Raw genomic sequence first — 19,434 nt, 5'->3', positions numbered from 1 at the left:
CCCGGTCGACGCCCCCGGCAGCCGGGACCTACGCCTCGGCCTCCATCCAGCGGCTGACGACGACGCCCGACACGGCCGCGCCCGTCGCGACGACGCCGATGGTGAGGACGCCCGATCGGGGCAGGTGCTTCGCCGCCGCGAGCGTCGCGACCAGGTCGACGGCGTCGCCGAGGGACGCCGTGCGCGCCCAGCGGTAGCCACGCTCGGGGTCCGACGCGGTGTGCGCCTGGGCCATCCCGACGAGCACGTCGCGGATGCCGAGCCCCCGCAGTGCCACCTGGGCCCCGGGGGTCGTGCCGTCGGCACCGAGCCACGACTCGCCGACCTTCGCGGGTACGGCCAGGATCGCGAGGCCGACGGCGACGCGGCCGAGACCGAGTGCACGGGCGACGTTGACGGGCGTGATGAGACTCATGGGCCGACGCTATCCGCGGCGCGGCGCCAGGGGTGAGGAGCTGGGGGGCTTGGGGCTTGGGGGCTTGCGGCTTGGCGGCTTGCGGCTTGCGGCTTGGCGGCCTGGCGGCCCTGCATCCCGGCGGTCCGGCGGCTTGAGGGCCTGGGGCCTGCGGGCCGGGGGCCTGGCGGCTTGGCGGCCTTTCGTCCCGGCGGTCCGGGGGCTCGGCGGTCCGGCGCCTCGGCGGCTCGGCGGCTCGGCGGTCCGGGGGCTCGGCGGGCGGCCCCCTTCTTTCGCCCGACGAGGGCGGTTGGACTCGTCGTCCCGGCGAAGCAACGGATTCGTGCGGAACCGACCCGGTTCGTGCGGGTTCCGCACGAATCCGTGGTTCGGGCGACGGCAAGGTGCGGCACGCCCCGCGCGGGCCGGGGTGTCGCACGTTCTCGTGCTGGCTTCGGCCCCACGCGCGTCGGGACTCGTCCCGGGTCGGCGAAGCGACGGGTTCGTGCGGAACCGAGCCGGCCCGTGCAGGCTCCGCACGAATCCGGCGTTCGGGCGACGGCGAGGTGCGGCACGCCCCGGACGGGCAGGGGTGTGGCACGTTCTCGTGCTGGCTTCGGCCCCGCGCGTGTCGGGACTCGTCCCGGGTCGGCGTCCTGCCCTGTTCTGTTCTGCCCTGCCCTGCCCTGTCCTGTCCCGTCTGGGCCTGTCCCGTCCCGTTCCGTCTGGGGCTGTCCCGTCCTGCCCCGTCCGGGCCTGTCCCGTCCCGTCCCTCCCGGGGCCGGCGGCGCGGTTGGCCACCGGCCGGTCACGGCCGGCGCCCGGTTGGTCGCGGTCCCGGGGCGGACGGCGTCCTGCCCCGGACCCGCGACCGGCCGCGGTCGGGAGCGCGGCGGTGCGGGACCCCGGCCTAGCCGTCCTGCGCCGTCGGGCGGATCAGGATGTCGTTGACGTCGACCCGCGCCGGCTGCGAGAGGGCCCACAGCACGGCGTTCGCGATGTCCTCGGGGTGCAGGGCCTCCATCTCGGGCTTCGTGTCGAAGAACGGCGTGTCGACCATGCCGGGGGCGACCAGGGTCACCCGTGCACCCGTGCCGTTGAGCTCCTGCCGCAGGGACTCCGCCATCGCACCGACGGCGAACTTCGTCGACGAGTAGAGGCTGCCCGGCAGCGGCCGACGCCCGGCCACGGAGCCGGTGATGACGAAGTGGCCGGCTCCCTCGCTCAGGTCGTCGATCGTCGCCCGGATGGTCAGCGCCGCGCCGAGGACGTTCGTCAGCACCATGTCGCGCCACTGCTCCGGCGACTCCTCGCGGAACCCGCGCGCCGCCCCGAACCCGGCGTTGGCGAACACGGCGTGGAGACCGCCGAACCGCTCCTTCGTGGCGGCGACGGCCGCCTCGAGGTCGCCGAACTCCGTCACGTCGCAGGTCGCGGCGAGCGCGTGCTCGGCCCCCAGCTCCTCGACGAGCGCGTCGAGCTTGTCCCGCGACCGGGCCGCGAGCCCCACGTTCCAGCCGGCCTCGACGGCCGCCCGGGCGGTCGCGGCCCCGATGCCCGTGGACGCGCCGGTGATGAGGAGGGTCTTGCGGTCGGTCATGGCTCGAGTGTCGCAAAGGGGCGGCGGCGGGTCGTCGCGAGGCCGTGACGGGGCGGATCGACGTGGTGTGCTGGTCGTGCCGATCCCGTGCCGGGGCCGACGGGCCCGGATCGAGGTGGGAGCCTCGCCGCGTGACTCGGGCTCCAGTGGTCTCCGGCGGACGGGCGGGCGGTCCCACGTCGCGGCCCGGCGCGGTCGTGGCCGCCGTTCGGGCGCCCGCCGGGCTGCGGGGTGACGCGGCGGTCGCTCGGGTCGCCTCGCAGCAGCACGGCGTGGTGTCCGGCCGACAGCTCACCGCCGGCGGACTCTCCGAGGCGGCGGTCGGGCATCGCGTCGGGAGAGGGCGTCTGCACCGGCTCCACTGCGGCGTCTACGCGGTGGGCCACGACGCGGTCCCGCCGGCGGGACGGATCATGGCGGCCGTGCTCGCGGTCGGGGACGGGGCGGTCGCGAGTCGGGCCAGCGCGGCCCGCCTCCTCGACGTGCTGCCCGCGGAGGCCGACGCGTCCGTCGGGGTCGACCTCGTCGACGTGACCCTCGCCGGCGGTCGCCATCGGCGCACGCGAGCGGGGATTCGGTGCCACGAGACGCGAACGTGGAGCTCACGAGATCTCCGATGGGTCGGGCCCGTGCCGGTGACCTCCGCCGCGCGGACCGTGCTCGACGTGGCCGGTGCGGACGGCCGTCGGGCCGCCGAGCGGATGCTCGCGGAGGTGCTGCGCTCGCGCCTGACGACCGAGCACGACGTCCGGTCCCTGGTCTCCCGGTCGCGCGGGCATCACGGCGTGGGCGTGGTCACCGCGCTGATCGACGCCGGGCCGGCGTTCGACCGGTCGCTCGCCGAGCGCCTCCTGCTCGAGCTCCTGCGGCGCGCCGGCCTGCCAGAGCCCCGCACCAATGCGCGCGCCGCCGGGTTCGAGGTCGACGCGCTGTGGGCCGACGTCGGCCTCGTCGCCGAATTCGACAGCTTCACCTTCCACGGCGACGTGCTCGCCTTCCGCACCGACCGGCGCAAGCTCGCCCGGCTCCAGGCGGCGGGGTTCGGCGTCGTGCCCGTGCTCTGGGTGGACCTCCAGGATGCGCCGGAGATCGTCGTGGCCAACGTGGCGTCTGCGCTCGCGGTCGCCCGGGAGCGCACCCGTCGCAACGGCTGACGCGGGTGTCTGCCGGGGGGCGAACCCGACGCAACGGCTGACGCGGGTGTCTGCCCGGCGGCGAACCCGACGCAACGGCTGAGGCGGGTGTCTGCCCGGCGGCGACGGGCCCCGGCAGTCGACGCGGACGTGCTCGGTGTCGACGGGAGCCTGCCACCCCGGTGAGGCCATCGCGGTCCGGACGAGTGGAACGTGCGGAACGCCTGGGCCCGCCAGAGGTTCCGCGCGTCTTCGGTGTCCCGGCGACGGTCATGTGCGGCACGACCGACGGGGCGAGAGGTGCCGCACCTTTCCGGCGCGGAGCGGCGTCGTCCTCCCGGCCACACGACCCCTGCCGCCCTGCTCGGGCGATCCTGGCTCCGCGTCATGGCCTCGCCCAGTCCCGCCACCCCGTCCTGCCCCGGCCCCGCTTTGGCGATACCCCTGCCGTACCGCCCGCCCCGCGCGTACCGCCGTCTTGCGCATACCGCCGCCCCCCGCGTACCGCCCGACGAACGAGGCAGCGACTCGCCGCAGCTCCGGGTGGCGCCTCGTTTGCGTGCACGCGGCTCGCCGGGCCCAGCCCGCGCCCTCGCCCGCCCTCGCCCGCACCGTGCCGCCCGACGCGCACGTGCGACCATCCCTCGGTGCTCTCCGACTCCGCGCACATCTTCGTCCAGGGCGGCAACGGCGGCGACGGGTGCACCTCCTTCCGGCGCGAGGCCCACGTGCCCATGGGCGGGCCCGACGGCGGCGACGGCGGCCGGGGGGCCAACGTGGAGTTCCTCTGCGACGACTCGTTCCGCGACCTGCAGTCCTTCGGGCGCCGGGTGCACTACAAGGCGCCCCGCGGTCGCCATGGCGAAGGGGCGCTGAAGAAGGGCCACGACGGCGAGGACCTCGTCGTCCCCGTCCCTCCCGGCACCCAGATCACCGGCCTGGACGGCACGACGCACGACCTGCTCGTCCCGGGCCAGCGGGTGACGATCGCCCGCGGCGGGTCCGGCGGTCGCGGCAACGCCCGCTTCGCGTCGGCCACCCGGCAGGCACCGCGGTTCGCCGAGAAGGGCCTCCCGGGCGACGAGGGCTGGATCGACCTCAAGCTGAAGCTGCTGGCCGACGTCGGGCTGATCGGCGTCCCCAACGCGGGTAAGTCGTCGCTCATCACCCGTGCGACGCGGGCCCGCCCGAAGGTCGCCAACTACCCCTTCACGACGCTCGAGCCCGCCCTGGGCACGATCGACGGCGAGCGCCGGCAGCTCATCCTCGCCGACATCCCCGGCCTGATCGAGGGCGCCAGCGAGGGCAAGGGCCTGGGCCACGAGTTCCTCGCGCACGTCGAGCGGTGCCGGATGCTCGTCCACGTCCTCGACCTGATGCCGTTCGACGGCTCAGACCCCGTCGACAACCACCGGACGATCGAGGCCGAGATCGCCGCCTACGACCCGCGCCTGGCGACGCTGCCCCGCGTGCTCGTCCTGAGCAAGGCCGACCTCGTCACCCCCGAGCAGGCCGAGCAGGCCAAGGCCGAGTGGCGTGCCCGCCTCGACGGTCCGGACGTCCCGGTCCGGGAGGAGTGGGAGGACCCCGTCGAGCCCGACGTCCCGATCGTCGTGACCTCGGCGGCGACCGCGCAGGGGATCGACGAGCTCCGCGCGCTGCTGCTGCGCACCGTCCCGGAGCGGCCGGTGGGCGGCGCCGACGGCGTCGACCTCTCCGACGCGCCGCTGGCGGACCACAAGGTCTACAAGCCCCGCGTCGCCCGCGACTGGGCCGTCGAGCGGTCCGAGGACGAGGGCTTCCGCGTCGTCGGCGACGGCGTCATGCGGCTGCTCTCCCGGCACGACCTCGAGAACGAGGAGTCGCTGGAGTACGTCGAGTCCCGCCTGCGCAAGATGGGCGTCATCGAGGCCCTGCAGGAGCAGGGCTTCCTGCCGGGGGACGACGTCGAGATCGCCGGCGTCCTCTTCGAGTTCGACCCCGAGGGCTGAGCGCCCCCGCGGCCGCGGATCGATCGTCCCCGGGACGCCTTCGGTCGACCCGCGTCGGACGTCTCAGGTCCTGGGCCGGTGCCCGGCGTCCGGGCGTCCTGTCTCTGACGTCTTGGGTCGTGGACCGGTCGGGCGGCCGTCCGCTCGTCCGGCGTCTGTCCGCCCGTTCCGGCGTCCGCCCGTCCCGGTGTCCGCCCCTCCCGGCGTCCGCCCCTCCCGCGTCCTACGTCGGGCGTCGCGGCAGGTCCCCGTCGGACGTCGTGCGGGCCCCGAGCAGCCGGGACAGGCGCGTCGCGCCGGCCGCCAGCGAGGTCACGACCTCGTCGAGCCGTGGCTCGACGAGCCGCCGCTCGCCGCTGACGTTGATCGCGGCGACGCGCTCGCCGCGGAAGTCGTACACCGGGGCCGAGACGCCGATCGCGCCCTCCTCGTGCTCCTCGCGGACCACGGACGTCCCGGCGGTGTGCACCTCGGCGAGGACCGCCGCGAGGTCGTCGGCGCTCTGGACGCGGCTGCGCGGCGCGGTCCCCGCGAGCTCGGCGGCGCTGTAACGGTCGCGGAGCGCGGCGGGGGAGAGGCCGGCCAGGAGCACCCGGCCGGCGCTCGTGGCGTGCGCGGGCGCGGTCTCGCCCTCCCACGCGCCCCAGGCGGTCGCCCGCGCGGGCGGGGACTCGGAGCGGAGGGTCAGCACGTCGATGCCGTGCAGCGTGCAGAGGTGGACGGTCTCGTCGAGCTGACCGGCGAGGTGGCGCAGGACGTCGGGGGCCACGGAGAGCAGTCGGCGCTGGGCCGTCGACGCGGCGAGGGCGTAGAGCTCCAGGCCCAGGTGGTAGCGACCCGTGACCGGGTCGCGCTCGACGAGGCCGGTCTCCACCAGCGCGCGGAGGCTGCGCGAGACCTGGCTCTTGTCGCGCCCGATCTGGGTCGCCAGGCGCACGACGCCGAGGCCCTCCCCGGTGACGTCCGCGGCCAGGCCGCGCAGCAGGTCGAGGTCCTTCGTCAGGCGCATGGCCCGGGACCGACGGGCGGTCGCGTTCGGCGCGGACGCGACCGCGTGCGCCCCCGCAGGCCCGACGCCGTCGTCCAGCGCCGGGACCCCGTGCTCGGCCGCGTGGTCGTCCTCCGCCGGCCCGCCGACGCCGGCCCCCGGGACCCCGTGCTCGGCCGCGTGATCGTCCTCCGCCGGCCCGCCGACGCCGACCCCCGGGACCGCGTCGCCGACGGACGCTGCGACCGCCGGCACCGCCGTCACGTGGTGTGCTCCCGGGCCCGGGACGTCGTCGTGCCCGGCCTCGCCGGGCGGCAGCTCGAGGGACCCGTCCGTGCTCACGGAGACAGTGTGACGCGTCGCGCGACCGGGGTCCACGCGCCGGTCCGCCGGCCCCGCGCGGCCGGTGTGTGACGGCGCTCCGGTCCGGGTACGAGCGAACGTCGGCGTTCTTCGTTGCGCGAACGGCAACACCCGATGCGCGGTCCGCATCGGGTACGGTTGCCCCACGTGCCTGTCCCACCACTCGCGTCCAGCTTCTTCACCTACGTCGGTGACAACAGCGACTCCGTGCTCCGGCTGGCCTGGGGCCACGTCTGGGTCGTCGCGCTGTCGATCGGCATAGCGGTGGTGATCGGCGTCCTCCTGGGCGTCCTCACCTATCGCTCACCGCTCGCGTCGTCGATCGCCCTGACGGTCTCCGGGCTCTTCCTGACGTTCCCGTCGTTCGCGCTGCTGGGCATCCTGCTCGCGATCCTCGGACTCGGGGTGACGCCGGTCGTCATCGCCCTGGTGCTCTACGCGCTGCTGCCGATCGTGTCCAACACGATCACCGGGCTCCGCGAGGTCGACGCCGTCGTCCTCGACAGCGCCCGCGGCCTGGGCATGAGCCCGGTCGGGCGGCTGATCCGCGTCGAGCTGCCCATCGCCTGGCCGGTGATCCTGGCCGGGCTGCGCACCGCGACGCAGCTCGTCGTCGGCATCGCCGCGATCGCGGCGTACGTCAACGGCCCGGGGCTCGGGCGGTTCATCTTCTCCGGGCTCTCCCAGCTGGGCGGGGCCAACGCGACCAACCAGGTCGTCGTCGGGACCCTCGGCATCATCATCATCGCGCTCGTGTTCGACCTGCTGCTGTCGGTCGTCGGCCGCCTGACCATCTCGAAGGGGATCCGTGCCTGACACGACCACCGCACCCACCTCGCTCCGCGACGCCATGGCCAAGGGCCAGGCCGTCGAGATCGACCTCCAGTCGGTCACGAAGGAGTACGCCGGCAGCTCGGTCCCCGCCGTCGAGAACTTCTCGCTGACGATCCCGGCCGGCGAGATCGTCGTCTTCGTCGGGCCGTCCGGCTGCGGCAAGACGACGACGATGCGGATGATCAACCGCCTCGTCCGTCCGACCTCGGGCCGCATCCTCATCGGCGGCGAGGACGCCGCGGAGATGAAGCCCGACGTCCTGCGGCGTCACATCGGCTACGTCGTGCAGCAGGCCGGGCTCCTCCCGCACCTGACGGTGCGCCAGAACATCGAGACCGTCCCGAAGCTCCTGGGCTGGAAGCGCGATCGCGTCGCCGCCCGCTCCCGCGAGCTGTTCGAGCTCGTCGGCCTCGACGAGCAGGAGTTCGGCGGGCGCTACCCGCGCGAGCTCTCCGGCGGCCAGCAGCAGCGCGTCGGCGTCGCCCGCGCCCTCGCCGCCGACCCGCCGATCCTGCTCATGGACGAGCCGTTCGGCGCGCTGGACCCGATCACCCGCGACCGCCTGCAGTCCGAGCTGCTGAAGATCCAGCGCCGCGTGCGCAAGACGATCGTCTTCGTCACGCACGACATCGACGAGGCGATCAAGCTCGGCGACCGCGTCGTCGTCCTGAAGGAGCGGTCGAAGATCGCGCAGGCCGGCGCGCCGGACGAGATCCTGGCCGAGCCCGCCGATCGGTACGTCCGCGCCTTCATCGGCGGTGGCGCCGCCGTCAAGCGCCTGCACCTCGTGCGCGTGGAGGACCTCGACCTCGAGCCCTACCCCTCGTTCACGCAGGCCGGCGGCTACGAGGAGATCATCCGCGAGGTCGGCACCGGTGGCCTCGACTACGCGCTGCTGCTCGACGACCAGCGCCGGCCGCAGCGCTGGCTGCACCGCGACGAGCTGCAGGACCGCCCCACCGATCCCGGTGCCGTCGGACAGGCCGTGCAGGGCGTCGTCATGGCGACCACCACGCTGCACGACGCGATGGACGAGATGCTGAGCTCCGGCACCGGCGTCGTGCCGGCCGTCGACGACCGCGGCGCCTACATCGGCACCGTCCGGCTGTCGCAGGTCACCGACGCGCTGGAGGAGACCCACCACCGCACGGTCGCCGATCAGTCCGACGCCGCCCCGGTCCGCACCCTCGCGGAGATCACGGGCGAGATCGACCGACGCGACATCGAGGCGGAACGCGACCGGCAGGCGGCGGCGAAGGCGGGCGACGGCGCGTGACCCGCACGCTCCTGCGCCTCCTGGCCACTCCCGCGGCGATCGTCGTCGCGCTCGTCGTCCTCTACTGGCAGGTCGGCGAGCAGACCAACAGCATCGCGGTGTCGGCGCTCGCCGGCCCGGACGCGACGTCCGCCCACGCCTTCAGCTCGAACGTCATCACGAAGATCGGCGAGCACCTCAAGCTCGTCGGCATCTCCGCGGTCTTCGTGCTGGCCATCGGCGTGCCGCTGGGCATCGTGCTGACCCGCACCCGCTCCCGTCTGATCAGCATCCCGATCAACGGGCTGTTCAACGCCGGTCAGGCCGCCCCGGTCATCGGCGTGCTCGTGCTGCTCGTCTCGATCTTCGACATCAAGAGCTGGGTGCCGTACGTCGGCCTCGTCCTCTACGCCGTGCTGCCGGTCATGCGCAACACGGTCGAGGGCATCCGCAACGTCGACCCCGGCCTGATCGACGCCGCCCGCGGCCAGGGCTTCTCGCGCAGGCAGGTCCTGACGCGGGTCGAGCTCCCGCTCGCCGTGCCGATCATCCTGTCGGGCATCCGCACGTCGCTCGTGCTGCTCGTCGGCACCGCCACCCTGGCGACCTTCATCAACGCCGGCGGGCTGGGCGACATCATCAACGACGGCATCAAGAACCAGCGCGACGCCGTGCTGCTGACCGGCGCCGTGCTGGCGGCCGCGCTCGCGGTGACGATCGACTGGATCGCCGGGATCGCCGAGCGCTACCTCAGTCCCAAGGGCCTCCGGGGAGAGCGCACCGCATGAGCATCCGCACCAGACTCGTCACCGGCCTCGCCGCCGCGGCGCTCGTGCCCGCGCTCGCGGGCTGCGGCGCGCAGTACAGCGGCGGGGGCGAGGGCCCGCTGAAGGGCGCGAAGATCGCCTTCGGCTCCAAGGACTTCACGGAGCAGAAGGTCCTCGGCCAGATCGCCGTGCAGTACCTGCGCTCCCAGGGCGCCGCCGTGTGGGACCAGACGGGGCTCGTCTCCTCCCAGGCCGTGCGCGGCTCGCTCGAGCGCGACGACATCAACGCCTACTGGGAGTACACCGGCACCGCCTGGATCACGTACTTCGGCAAGGAGAAGCCGATCCAGGACACGAAGGAGCAGTACGACGCGGTCAAGGCGTTCGACCTGAAGAAGAACCAGATCGACTGGGTCGACCCGGCGCCGCTGAACAACACCTACGCGTTCGCGATCAAGGCGTCGAAGGCGAAGGAGCTCGGGATCACGAAGCTCGGCGACATCAAGGACCTGCTCGCGAGCCCGAAGGGCAAGGACCTGACGTTCTGCATCGAGTCGGAGTTCGCCAACCGGCCCGACGGCTTCCCGGGCGTCCAGAAGACCTACGGGTTCAAGGTCGCCTCCGATCGCGTCAAGCGGCTGGACACGGGTCTCATCTACTCGCAGACCGGCAACGGCACCTGCACCTTCGGTGAGGTCTTCACCACCGACGGCCGCGTCGAGGGCCTCGACCTGCTGCCGCTGACGGACGACAAGAAGTTCTTCCCCGTCTACCAGGCGGCGATCTCGATCCGCGAGGACCTGCTGAAGGAGCACCCGCAGATCGAGCGCGTGATGAAGCCGATCGCCGCCAAGCTGACGACGAAGGAGATGCTGAAGCTGAACGCGGAGGTCGACATCGAGGGCGTCCTGCCCGACAAGGTCGCCCGCGACTGGCTGAAGGACGAGGGCTTCACCGACTGAGCCCGTCGGGGGGCCGGGCACTACGCTTCGGCCCGCATGTCCCTGACCGTCATCAAGCTCGGGTCGAGCGTCGTCGTCGACGACCGCGGCCGCCTGCGCCGGGATCTCCTGGCGCGGCTCTGCGCCACCGTCGGCGCCCGGCACCGGGACGGCGAGCGCTACGTCCTGGTCTCCAGCGGGGCGATCGCCCGTGGGATCGACGAGCTCGGCCTGCCCGGCCGGCCCACCGCCATCGACGCCCTGCAGGCCGCCAGCGCCGTGGGCCAGGGCCGGCTGTTCCGCTCGTGGGACGACCTCTTCGGCGCGGAGTCGCTCATCGCCGCCCAGGTGCTCCTCACGCTCTACGACCTGGGCGACCGCGAGGCCTTCGTCAACGCCCGCCGCACCCTGCTGAAGCTCGTCGAGCTCGGCACGGTGCCCGTCATCAACGAGAACGACACCACGACGACCGAGGAGATCTCGTTCGGCGACAACGACCTGCTCGCGGCGCAGGTGGCGATCATGCTCGGCGCCGACCGGCTGGTGCTGCTGACGTCGACGGACGGCCTGTTCTCCGCCGACCCGCGGCAGGATCCGGGGGCGACGCTCGTACGCGAGGTCCACGACGTCGAGCAGGCGTTGACCGACAACGACGTCGGCACCACGACCTCGACGCTCGGGACCGGCGGCATGCGTTCGAAGGCCCTGGCCGCCGAGATGGCCGCGGCGGCCGGCATCCCCACCACGGTGGCCTCGGGTCTGCGGCCGGAGGCGCTCGTGAACGTCCTGGCCGGCGAGGAGGAGGGGACCCGCTTCGTCGCCGGCGACGCGCGCTGGTCGAGCTTCAAGCTGTGGCTGCGCTACGCCAAGCCCGCGCGCGGGACCATCGAGGTCGACGACGGGGCGCGGCGGGCCATGTCGCGGGACGACACGTCGCTGCTGCCCGTCGGGATCGTCGGGGTCACGGGCGACTTCAAGATCGGCGACGCCGTCGACGTGGTGCACGGCGGCGAGCTCGTGGCCAAGGGGCTCTCGGGCTACGCCTCCGGCGCGCTCCGCCTCGTCATGGGCGAGCGCACCGCCCGGATCCGGGAGCTGCTGCCGCAGGCGCCCGAGGAGGCGGTCCACCGGGACCGCCTCGTGGTGCTCTGAGTCGACCGGGCACCGGCGGCCGGCCACCGCGGTCGGTGCGACCGTCGCCGTGGGACGCGGCCGGCCCGACGGCTGCGGCGGGATGGGCGGCGGGCCGTCAGCCGCAGTCCGGGCGCTCGTAGCTCTCCGAGGCGTAGACGAACCAGAGCTGCTGCCGGTCGCCGAACGCGGGGACCGTGACGCGGTAGTCGTCCGTGCCGCCGCACTCGTCGCCGTCACCGCCGACGGAGAGCTCGAGGCGCGAGGCCACCGACGCGGCCTGCGCCGGGCCCGCGTCGCCGAGCACGAAGCGGCGACCGACGTGGAAGGGCACCGTGCCGGGGTGGCCCTCCCCGTACATCGTGGTGGCCTCGTCGTCGTACGTGCGGACCGCGGCGGCGACGACGCCCCGGCCCGTCACCCAGGTCGTCACGCGGCCGTCGGTCAGGAGCCGCAGCACCACGTCGTCGGCGGCCGGCGTGGAGGCGCTCGCGGCGGGGACCGCCCGCACCGTCGAGAGCCAGGTCCGCCCGGTCCGCACGTCGCGCGTCGCGAGCCGGTCCGTGGGCGCCTCGGCCGTCCCCGTCGGCGTGGTCCACGCGACGCTCGTGCCGCCGACGGCGACCTTCGTGGCCGTGGACCACGAGCCGAGGGTGCGCAGGTATCGGCGCTGCCCGGCCTTGCGGGTGCACGCCTTCAGGGTCGCGCCCTCGCGCCAGACGCGGACGTTGGGGCCCGTGGCCTTCACGAGCGTCGTCCCGGTCGTCGGGCACGGTGCGTGCTTCGCCGCGGCGGCGGTGCCGGTCGCGGGCCCGAGGAGGAGCACGGCGGTGCCGACGGCGGCGAGGGGGAGCGTGCGGACGAGGCTGCGGTTCATGGTCGTGCTTCCGGGTGGTGGGACGGGCGGTGCAGGCGGCGGTGGCGGGGCCCGGAGCGTGCGATCGACGTGCGGGGCGGCCTCCGGAGCCCATCCGGGGAGGTGGGTGGGTGGTGGGGGCACTCTCGCGGCCCGGTGCCCCTACGAACACGTCAGGGGTCACGTTCGGAGTGGTCCGGAGGTCACGTCCGCGTACGGGGTCCGCGGTCCGTGGGCGTCCGGCGCACGGCCCGGGTCCGCCGGGTGGTCGCACCCGGCTCCCCGTGACCGGGTGCTCACCGTCGCCCCGGGCCCGCTCCGGACGTCGCGTACCCTTGGGACATGGCCACCACCGCCGTCGAGGTCCCGTCCGTCGTGGACATCTGCCGCAGCGCCCGCGCCGCGGGCCGCCGGCTGGCCGCGCTCGACACGGGGACGAAGGACGCCGCCCTACTCGCGATCGCCGACGCGATCGTCTCCCGGTCCGGCGAGATCCTCGCGGCCAACGCGAAGGACCTCGAGGCGGGCGCCGAGGCCGGGCTGCCGACGGCGCTGATGGACCGCCTGAAGCTGACGGACGCACGACTGGCCGGGATGGTCCAGGGGGTCCGCGACGTCGTCGCGCTGCGCGACCCGGTGGGGGAGACGATCGAGGGCTACCGGCTGAAGAACGGCCTCGACGTCCAGCGTCAGCGGATCCCGCTCGGCGTCGTCGCCGTCGTCTACGAGGCGCGGCCGAACGTCACGATCGACGCGCTCGCCCTCGCGCTGAAGAGCGGCAACGCGATCGTGCTGCGCGGCTCCTCGAGCGCCCTGCACTCCAACCGCATCCTCGCGACCGTCGCCTCCGACGCGGCCGCCGCGGCCGGGATCCCCGCCGGGGCGATCGGCCTGGTGTCCGGCGGCGGCCGGGAGGAGCTCACCGAGCTCGCCACGCAGGACCGCTACGTGGACCTCATCGTCCCCCGCGGGGGCGAGGGCCTGAAGAACGCGCTGAAGGGCGTGGCGACCGTCCCGGTGATCTTCGCGGCGGCGGGCATCGGCCACGTCTACGTCGACGCGTCCGCCGATCTCGAGCAGGCGCTGTCGATCGTCGAGAACTCCAAGGTGCAGCGCCCGAGCGCCTGCAACGCCGCCGAGACGGTCCTCGTCCACCGCGAGGTCGCCGAGGACTTCCTGCCGTCGCTCGCCGGCCTGCTCGGCGCGCGCGGCGTCCAGCTGCGCGCCGACGAGGGCAGCCTGCCGCTCGTCTCCGGCCACGGCGCCGAGGCCGTCCCCGCGACCGACGAGGACTGGGACACGGAGCATCTCGCGCTGATCCTCGGCGTCCGGCTCGTCGACGACGTCTTCGCGGCCATCGACCACATCGAGGATCACGGCTCGGGGCACAGCGACGCGATCGTCGCCCGCGACCACCTGGCCGTGCGCGCGTTCGAGCGCGGCGTGAACTCGGCGGCGGTGTACGTCAACGCGTCGACCCGGTTCACCGACGGTGCCGAGTTCGGCATGGGCGCGGAGATCGGGATCTCGACCCAGAAGCTCCACGCGCGGGGTCCGATCGGCCTGCGCGAGCTCACGACCTACCGCTACCTCGTCCACGGCGACGGGCACGTCCGGGCCTAGCGCCGCGGCCGGGCGGAGGACGGTCGGGTGACGCAGGAGGGCACCCCGCCGGCCGGGCCCCGCATCGGGCTGCTCGGCGGCACGTTCAACCCGCCGCACCTGGGGCACCTCGTCCTGGCGGAGTGCGCCCGCGACGAGCTCGGCCTCGACGAGGTCCGGCTCGTCCTCGCCGCGAGGCCGCCGCACAAGGACGTCGAGGACGACCCGGGCGCCGAGGAGCGGCTGGCGCTCTGCCGGGCGGCGGTCGCAGGCGACGAGGGCCGCCTGGCGGTCTCCGACGTCGAGCTGCGTCGCGACGGCCCGTCGTACACGGCGGACACGCTGGAGGGCCTCCACGCGGAGCAGCCGGGGGCGTCGTTCGTCCTCCTCCTGGGCGGGGACGCGGCGGCGGGCCTGGACTCGTGGCACCGCCCGGAGGACGTCCTGCGCTTCGCTGCGATCGGGGTCGCGGAGCGGGGCGCCGACACCCACGAGCGGGCCCGGGAGACCGTGGGGCGCCTCGGGTACCCGGATCGGCTGCTGCCCTTCTCCATGCCCTCGCTGGAGCTGTCCTCGACGGCGATCCGGGCCCGCGTGCGGGCCGGCAGGACCATCCGCCACCTCGTCCCGGCGGGAGTCGAGGCGCGCATCGACCGTCTGGGGCTCTACCGTGGGGGGCGAAGCACATGAGCAAGCGCACCTACATCTCCCAGAACGCGTCGCCCGACGTCGACGACGCGGTCCTGCCCCCGGACCCCGAGCTCGAGGGTCTGGTGCGTCGCATCGCCACCGCCGCCGGGGACCGCAAGGCCCTCGACGTCGTCGCCGTCGACCTGCGCGGCGCGTCGGCCTACACCGACGCGTTCGTCATCTGCACGGGTCGCACGGACCGGCAGGCCAAGGCGATCCACGACTCGATCCACGAGGGCCTGAAGCACGACGGCGAGCGCCTGCTGCCCAAGCGCACCGAAGGCGTGCAGGAGGCCCGCTGGATCCTCCTGGACTACGGGGACGTCGTCGTCCACATCTTCGTGCCGGAGACGCGGGCGTTCTACCGGCTCGAGAGCCTCTGGGGCGACCGGCCCCGGTTCGACGTCTCCGACGTCGCGGGCGAGACGTCGGTCGGCGGCGACGCCGCGGCCGACGACGCCGAGCCGCACTACGAGGGCTGACGCCCGGCCGGGCCGCGCCCCGGAGCCGCTGTACACCTGGCGCGGTGCCGCTCGCCGCCGGGACCGCGGGAACCGGCACGCGCCCCCGCGACGTGCCCTATCTTTCCGCGGGTGCGTCACACAGCTCCAGCGTCCCCCCGCCACCTCTCGCCGTCCCGCAGGGCCCTCCTGGCCTTCCTCGTCCTGCTCGCGTCCGCCGTCCCGCTGCTCGTCGCAGCACCCCACGCGTCGGCCCTGAGCAAGGGTCTGATGGACGAGAACCTGCCGCGCAGCGACGACCCCGCCCAGCGCGCGGAGTTCTTCGACGTGGCCAAGCGCGGCGGCGTCAAGTTCGTCCGCACCTACATCCAGTGGGAGGGCAAGACGAGCCACCCCGCCCCGCACGAGATCGACTCGATCATCCGTTACGCCCTCGAGGCGAAGGCCAACGGCATCGACACCGTCTTCATCGGGTTCAACGGCCTGATCGCGGCGGACGAGGGCGGCGGCTTCGACGACGCCCGCGACATCAGCCTGAAGCGCTACCGCACCCTGGTGCAGCGCTCCGTGGCGGCGCTCAAGCCGCTGCAGGCCGCCGGCGTCCGGCTCGTCTGGGAGCCGATGAACGAGGCGAACATCTACACGCTCTTCCCCAGGAAGAACGGCCCCGAGGTCTGGCGCGAGATGCAGAACATCGCCTACGACGAGGTCAAGAAGCAGACCCCCGACGCGATGGTCGTCGCCGGCGAGCTGGCGCCGTACGCCCGCAACCCGAAGTCCACGAACCCGGGCACGTGGGTCCAGCGCGCGCTCGGCCTGGACTCGAAGTTCAAGCCGAAGAAGGGCACCCGCGCGAAGGACTACGCGATCAAGGCCGACGGCTGGACGCTGCACGCCTACGACTACAAGGTCGACCCCGCCAAGACGCTGAAGAGCGACACGATGTGGACGATCCGCAACGTCGCGCGCACCCGCGCGATCCTGCGCAAGATCGCCCGCACCAAGCGCGTCCCGAAGTCCGCGGTCGAGAAGGTCTACATCACGGAGTTCGCCTACATCGCCGAGGGCGGGCAGTCGACCTCCGAGGAGAACGCGGCGAAGTGGACGAAGACCGCCTGGGACATCGCGAAGAAGAACAAGCTCCGCGGGTTCCTCTGGTTCCAGGTCCGCGACCCGCAGGACATCTTCTACTCCGGCCTGAAGACCATCGACGGGGACGAGCGCAAGGTCTTCCCCGTCTTCCTCGACCTGAAGTGATCGGGTGCCCGGGGCTGCGCACGCGGCCCCGGGGCAGGACCGACGCGGGTCGGGTCGCCTGCCCGGCTGTCATGATGGGCCGATACGCCCGGGTCTCTCGACAGCCGCGCAGCACCCGCCGGCCACCGGGCGGCGCCCGTGAGGGTCGATCGCTGCTTCGCGTTCATCGACCTCTGCGGCTTCAGCGCCTACACGGAGGAGCACGGGGACGAGGAGGCGGTCTCGGTGCTCTCCATGATGCGCTCCGTGGTCCGCCGGGCCGCGGACCGGCGGGGCGTGCGCGTCATGAAGTGGCTCGGCGACGGGGCCATGCTCTCGGGGGCCGAGCGCGGGTCGATCGCCGCCGCGACGCTGGAGATCCGCCATCACCTCGGCGGCGCGTCCCCGCTGGACGTCCGCGTGGGGATCTGTCGCGGCCCGGTGCTCGTCTTCGACGGCGACGACTACGTCGGCTCGGTCATCAACGTCGCCGCGCGGCTGTGCGACCGCGCGGGACCGGGGCAGCTCCTGATGGCCGAGCACCCCGACGCCACCGTGCCCTCGTGGGCGGCCACGCGACCGTTCGGCACGATCGAGGTGCCCGGGCTGACCCGCAGCCTCGTCGTGCGGGAGGTCGACATGCGGCGGACCCCCGACGTGACGCCCGTGATGGACCCCGTCTGCGGACTGCCGATCGACCCCGCCGTGGCCGTCGCGCCGGCAGGCGTCGAGGCGGAGCACCTGCGGTGCTTCTGCTCGAGCACCTGCGCGGAGCACTGGGGCCGTGCGTCGGCCCGTCGCGTGCGCGTGGCCTGAGCGACGGGCCGCGCCGTCAGACCCCGACGGTCTCGCGGTCCTCGGCCCCGACCGGCGTCACGTCGTAGCTCTCCTCGTCGAACGACCTGACCCGGCGCCGGTAGAGGAACGTGAAGTCGGGCCACAGCGTCGTGTTGCGCCCGCGCGCGTCCTGGTACCACGAGGCGCAGCCGCCGTCGGTCCAGACCGTGCCCTGCAGGCGCCGCTGGATCTCCTCGTTCTCCGCCGCGACCACGGGCTCGCGCGGGACGAACGCCCCGATGCCCTTCTCCCGCGCCTTGCGCAGCGCGTCGCGGACGTAGGCGACCTGCGACTCGATCATGTAGATGATCGAGTTGTGCCCCAGGCCCGTGTTCGGGCCGACGAGCATGAAGAGGTTCGGGAAGCCCGCGATGGTGGTGCCGCGGTAGGCCTCCATGCCCCGGTCCCAGTGCTGGGCGAGCCGCCGGCCGTCGGCGCCGACGAGCCGGTCGGCGATCGGCTGGTCCGTCACGTGGAAGCCGGTGCCGTGGATGATCGTGTCGACCTCGTGCTCGACGCCGGCACCGTCGACGACGGAGTGCGGACGGACCTCGCGGATGCCGGTCGTGTTGACGTCGGCGTTCGGCGCGTTCAGCGCCGGGAAGTACTCGTTGGAGATCAGGACCCGCTTGCAGCCCACCTGGTAGTCGGGCGTGAGCTTGGCGCGCAGCTCGGCGTCGTCCGGGATCTGGCGCTTGAGATGCGCCATCCCGATGACGCGCGGGAGGCCGCGCAGCTGCGACAGGTGGTTGAACGAGAGGACGAAGCTCTCGCGGCCGAGGTAGACGCCGAGCCGGGCGAGCTTCTGGGCCAGGGGGAAGCGCCGGAAGAGCGACCGCTCGACCCCGGTGATCGGGCGGTCGGGGCGGGGCAGGACCCACGGCGGCGTGCGCTGGAAGAGCACCAGCGACGCCGCCTGCGGCTGGATCCGCGGCACGAACTGGATCGCCGAGGCCCCCGTCCCGATCACCGCGATCCGCTCGCCCGTCAGGTCGTGGTCGTGGTCCCAGCGGGCGGAGTGGAAGACGGTGCCCTCGAACGTGTCGAGGCCCGGCAGGTCCGGGTACTTCGGCTCGCAGAGCGGCCCGGTGCCCGACACGAGGAACTGCGCCACGACCGTGCCCCGGACGGTCTCGACGATCCAGCGCGCGCGGTCGGCGTCCCAGGTCGCGTTCGTGACCTCGGCCCCGGTGCGGACGTAGGGCCGGAGACCGAACCGCTCGACCACGCCCTGCTGGTAGGCCCAGATCTCGGGCTGGGTGGCGAACGACCGGGTCCACTCCGGGTTCGGGGCGAACGAGAACGAGTACATGTGCGACGGGACGTCGCAGGCGCAGCCCGGGTAGACGTTGTCCCGCCAGGTGCCGCCGATGTCGTCGGCCTGCTCGAGGATCACGAAGTTGCGCTCGTCGTCCTCGAGGAGGCCCACGGCCATCCCGATGCCCGAGAACCCGCTGCCGACGATGGCGACGCGGACCTCCGGGGGGAGGGGCGCGGCGGTGACGGACGGCGGCGCGGCGGCGGTGGTGCTCATGCGGCGGATCGTAGGGCACCTCGAGGGGTTACTCAAGAGTAGGCTACGATCCCGTAGGAATGAGTGCGCGGTGGTCCCGGACGGGGGTCACCATCGGCGCCCCGGCGGAGACCTTGAGGGCCGGTGGACGGGCGTTGAGGCGCCGGACGGACGTCCGTGGACGGACGGTGTACGGAGGTTGCCGGGCCCGGGCCGACCCCGGAAGGTGGTCCCATGGCCGCCCCGCGCACCGCTCCCCAGCGCCCGGCCCCGGCCCGGAACCTGCCGACCGCGGGGTCCGTCCGATGATGATCGGGCGCACGCGGCTCGGCGTCGGGCCGTTCCGCGACCTGGCGCAGCTCGAGGCCACGATCGCGTTCCTCCGGCGGATCCCGGGCGTCGGGTCCGTGTCCGTCGACGCGTTCGACGACCGGAGGGCCCTGCTCGCCCTCCAGGTGCTCCGCCCGATCGATCTCACGGTCGAGCTGCGGAAGGTCCTCGGCGCCCGGCTGCGGTCGTGCGAGCTCGGCGCGGACCGCGTCGAGGTGGAGCTGACGGACGCCCCGGGGTCCGGCTCGCGCGTCAGCGCGGCCGCGGCCCGCGGGGCCCGCGGCGAGCGCGACGCCGAGCGTGGGGGAGCCCCCTGGCGGCGCGGCGGCTGGGCGGACCCGGCGGACTCGCCGTGGCCGGTCCACGAGCAGGTCTGGGACGCGGTCGCCGCCACCGTCGCGGTGGGCGACGGCGACGGTGGTGCCGAGCCCCGAACCGCCCTGGGCGGCCGACGCGACCCGGTGCCGCGGGGCATCCCGGCCGTGCCGCCCGCGGGGGCCGGCGTCGAGGGC

General features: G+C 73.9%; 18 protein-coding genes and 1 pseudogene. 14 read left to right on the top strand and 5 right to left on the bottom strand.

Annotated elements, in window-relative coordinates; genetic code table 11:
- Positions 1–28 precede the first annotated feature (28 nt).
- Positions 29–415 (bottom strand): hypothetical protein, encoded by a 387-nt coding sequence (locus tag Q7T67_RS08385; protein ID WP_304787988.1) that lies wholly within the window; start codon positions 413–415, stop codon positions 29–31.
- Positions 416–1,304: 889 nt separating this feature from the next.
- Positions 1,305–1,994 carry an SDR family oxidoreductase gene (locus tag Q7T67_RS08380; protein ID WP_304787986.1) on the bottom strand — a complete coding sequence of 230 codons (690 nt, stop codon included), beginning with the start codon at positions 1,992–1,994 and terminating at the stop codon, positions 1,305–1,307.
- Positions 1,995–2,038: 44 nt separating this feature from the next.
- On the opposite strand from Q7T67_RS08380, the pseudogene Q7T67_RS21200 reads away from it, so the two are divergent.
- From Q7T67_RS21200 to obgE, 3 genes and pseudogenes are all read left to right on the top strand, one after another.
- A pseudogene (locus tag Q7T67_RS21200) lies at positions 2,039–2,362 on the top strand (type IV toxin-antitoxin system AbiEi family antitoxin domain-containing protein); the annotation flags it as partial.
- A 261-nt stretch (positions 2,363–2,623) separates the two neighbouring features.
- Positions 2,624–3,148 carry a hypothetical protein gene (locus Q7T67_RS08375; protein ID WP_304787984.1) on the top strand — a complete coding sequence of 175 codons (525 nt, stop codon included), beginning with the start codon at positions 2,624–2,626 and terminating at the stop codon, positions 3,146–3,148.
- A 626-nt stretch (positions 3,149–3,774) separates the two neighbouring features.
- Positions 3,775–5,118: a GTPase ObgE gene (gene obgE / locus Q7T67_RS08370; RefSeq protein WP_304787981.1), complete on the top strand. Its 1,344-nt coding sequence runs from the start codon at positions 3,775–3,777 to the stop codon at positions 5,116–5,118.
- Positions 5,119–5,341: 223 nt separating this feature from the next.
- Here the strand turns inward: obgE and Q7T67_RS08365 are convergent, their stop codons facing one another.
- A complete protein-coding gene (locus Q7T67_RS08365) occupies positions 5,342–6,448 on the bottom strand; it encodes an IclR family transcriptional regulator (protein ID WP_304787979.1) in 1,107 nt (368 codons plus the stop codon).
- A 168-nt stretch (positions 6,449–6,616) separates the two neighbouring features.
- Here Q7T67_RS08365 and Q7T67_RS08360 point away from each other — a divergent pair, with 168 nt between their 5' ends.
- The 5 genes from Q7T67_RS08360 to proB are packed head-to-tail and all read left to right on the top strand — an operon-like array spanning position 6,617 to position 11,418.
- On the top strand, positions 6,617–7,285 hold the full coding sequence (locus tag Q7T67_RS08360; protein ID WP_304787977.1) for an ABC transporter permease: 669 nt from the start codon (positions 6,617–6,619) through the stop codon (positions 7,283–7,285).
- A gap of 34 nt (positions 7,286–7,319) precedes the next feature.
- The gene (locus Q7T67_RS08355) at positions 7,320–8,579 is read left to right on the top strand and encodes a betaine/proline/choline family ABC transporter ATP-binding protein (protein WP_370695378.1); all 1,260 of its coding nucleotides are present in this window, start codon (positions 7,320–7,322) and stop codon (positions 8,577–8,579) included.
- Positions 8,576–9,346, top strand: a complete 771-nt coding sequence (locus Q7T67_RS08350) for an ABC transporter permease (RefSeq protein ID WP_304787973.1) — start codon at positions 8,576–8,578, stop codon at positions 9,344–9,346. The genes Q7T67_RS08355 and Q7T67_RS08350 overlap by 4 nt, the downstream gene beginning before the upstream one ends.
- Positions 9,343–10,287 (top strand): glycine betaine ABC transporter substrate-binding protein, encoded by a 945-nt coding sequence (locus Q7T67_RS08345; protein WP_304787971.1) that lies wholly within the window; start codon positions 9,343–9,345, stop codon positions 10,285–10,287. The genes Q7T67_RS08350 and Q7T67_RS08345 overlap by 4 nt, the downstream gene beginning before the upstream one ends.
- A gap of 36 nt (positions 10,288–10,323) precedes the next feature.
- Entirely contained in the window at positions 10,324–11,418 is a 1,095-nt protein-coding gene (gene proB, locus Q7T67_RS08340; protein WP_304787969.1) for a glutamate 5-kinase, read from the top strand.
- Between the two features lie 97 nt (positions 11,419–11,515).
- Here the strand turns inward: proB and Q7T67_RS08335 are convergent, their stop codons facing one another.
- Positions 11,516–12,274 (bottom strand): hypothetical protein, encoded by a 759-nt coding sequence (locus Q7T67_RS08335; RefSeq protein ID WP_304787967.1) that lies wholly within the window; start codon positions 12,272–12,274, stop codon positions 11,516–11,518.
- A 321-nt stretch (positions 12,275–12,595) separates the two neighbouring features.
- Here Q7T67_RS08335 and Q7T67_RS08330 point away from each other — a divergent pair, with 321 nt between their 5' ends.
- The 5 genes from Q7T67_RS08330 to Q7T67_RS08310 all read left to right on the top strand — a co-directional run bounded on the left by Q7T67_RS08330 (position 12,596) and on the right by Q7T67_RS08310 (position 17,058).
- Complete coding sequence (locus tag Q7T67_RS08330) at positions 12,596–13,876, top strand: glutamate-5-semialdehyde dehydrogenase (protein WP_304787965.1); 1,281 nt, start codon at positions 12,596–12,598, stop codon at positions 13,874–13,876.
- Between the two features lie 27 nt (positions 13,877–13,903).
- Complete coding sequence (nadD, locus tag Q7T67_RS08325) at positions 13,904–14,545, top strand: nicotinate (nicotinamide) nucleotide adenylyltransferase (protein ID WP_304787963.1); 642 nt, start codon at positions 13,904–13,906, stop codon at positions 14,543–14,545.
- On the top strand, positions 14,542–15,027 hold the full coding sequence (gene rsfS / locus Q7T67_RS08320) for a ribosome silencing factor (protein WP_304787961.1): 486 nt from the start codon (positions 14,542–14,544) through the stop codon (positions 15,025–15,027). Before nadD ends, rsfS begins: the two co-directional genes overlap by 4 nt.
- Before the next feature lie 111 nt (positions 15,028–15,138).
- The gene (locus Q7T67_RS08315; RefSeq protein ID WP_304787959.1) at positions 15,139–16,263 is read left to right on the top strand and encodes a hypothetical protein; all 1,125 of its coding nucleotides are present in this window, start codon (positions 15,139–15,141) and stop codon (positions 16,261–16,263) included.
- A gap of 138 nt (positions 16,264–16,401) precedes the next feature.
- On the top strand, positions 16,402–17,058 hold the full coding sequence (locus tag Q7T67_RS08310) for an adenylate/guanylate cyclase domain-containing protein (RefSeq protein WP_304787957.1): 657 nt from the start codon (positions 16,402–16,404) through the stop codon (positions 17,056–17,058).
- 16 nt (positions 17,059–17,074) lie between these two features.
- Here the strand turns inward: Q7T67_RS08310 and Q7T67_RS08305 are convergent, their stop codons facing one another.
- Positions 17,075–18,613, bottom strand: coding sequence for an NAD(P)/FAD-dependent oxidoreductase (locus Q7T67_RS08305; protein ID WP_304787955.1), 1,539 nt, complete (start codon positions 18,611–18,613; stop codon positions 17,075–17,077).
- 287 nt (positions 18,614–18,900) lie between these two features.
- On the opposite strand from Q7T67_RS08305, the gene Q7T67_RS08300 reads away from it, so the two are divergent.
- On the top strand, positions 18,901–19,434 hold a 534-nt coding region (locus tag Q7T67_RS08300; RefSeq protein ID WP_304787953.1), incomplete at its 3' end, for a hypothetical protein.

It is taken from the genome of Patulibacter sp. (genome assembly GCF_030655195.1).
In the GTDB taxonomy this organism is placed as follows: domain Bacteria; phylum Actinomycetota; class Thermoleophilia; order Solirubrobacterales; family Solirubrobacteraceae; genus Patulibacter.
Note: the sequence above shows the minus strand (reverse complement) of the source record. Positions and strands in the feature narration are given on the sequence as shown.

Excerpts from the sequence above, each read along its gene's own strand:
- Q7T67_RS08385 (WP_304787988.1), bottom strand. The coding sequence starts at position 415 with ATGAGTCTCATCACGCCCGTCAACGTCGCCCGTGCACTCGGTCTCGGC.
- Q7T67_RS08305 (WP_304787955.1), bottom strand. The coding sequence starts at position 18,613 with ATGAGCACCACCGCCGCCGCGCCGCCGTCCGTCACCGCCGCGCCCCTC.
- Q7T67_RS08335 (WP_304787967.1), bottom strand. The coding sequence starts at position 12,274 with ATGAACCGCAGCCTCGTCCGCACGCTCCCCCTCGCCGCCGTCGGCACC.
- Q7T67_RS08355 (WP_370695378.1), top strand. The coding sequence starts at position 7,320 with ATGGCCAAGGGCCAGGCCGTCGAGATCGACCTCCAGTCGGTCACGAAG.
- Q7T67_RS08345 (WP_304787971.1), top strand. The coding sequence starts at position 9,343 with ATGAGCATCCGCACCAGACTCGTCACCGGCCTCGCCGCCGCGGCGCTC.
- Q7T67_RS08330 (WP_304787965.1), top strand. The coding sequence starts at position 12,596 with ATGGCCACCACCGCCGTCGAGGTCCCGTCCGTCGTGGACATCTGCCGC.
- Q7T67_RS08380 (WP_304787986.1), bottom strand. The coding sequence starts at position 1,994 with ATGACCGACCGCAAGACCCTCCTCATCACCGGCGCGTCCACGGGCATC.
- rsfS (WP_304787961.1), top strand. The coding sequence starts at position 14,542 with ATGAGCAAGCGCACCTACATCTCCCAGAACGCGTCGCCCGACGTCGAC.
- proB (WP_304787969.1), top strand. The coding sequence starts at position 10,324 with ATGTCCCTGACCGTCATCAAGCTCGGGTCGAGCGTCGTCGTCGACGAC.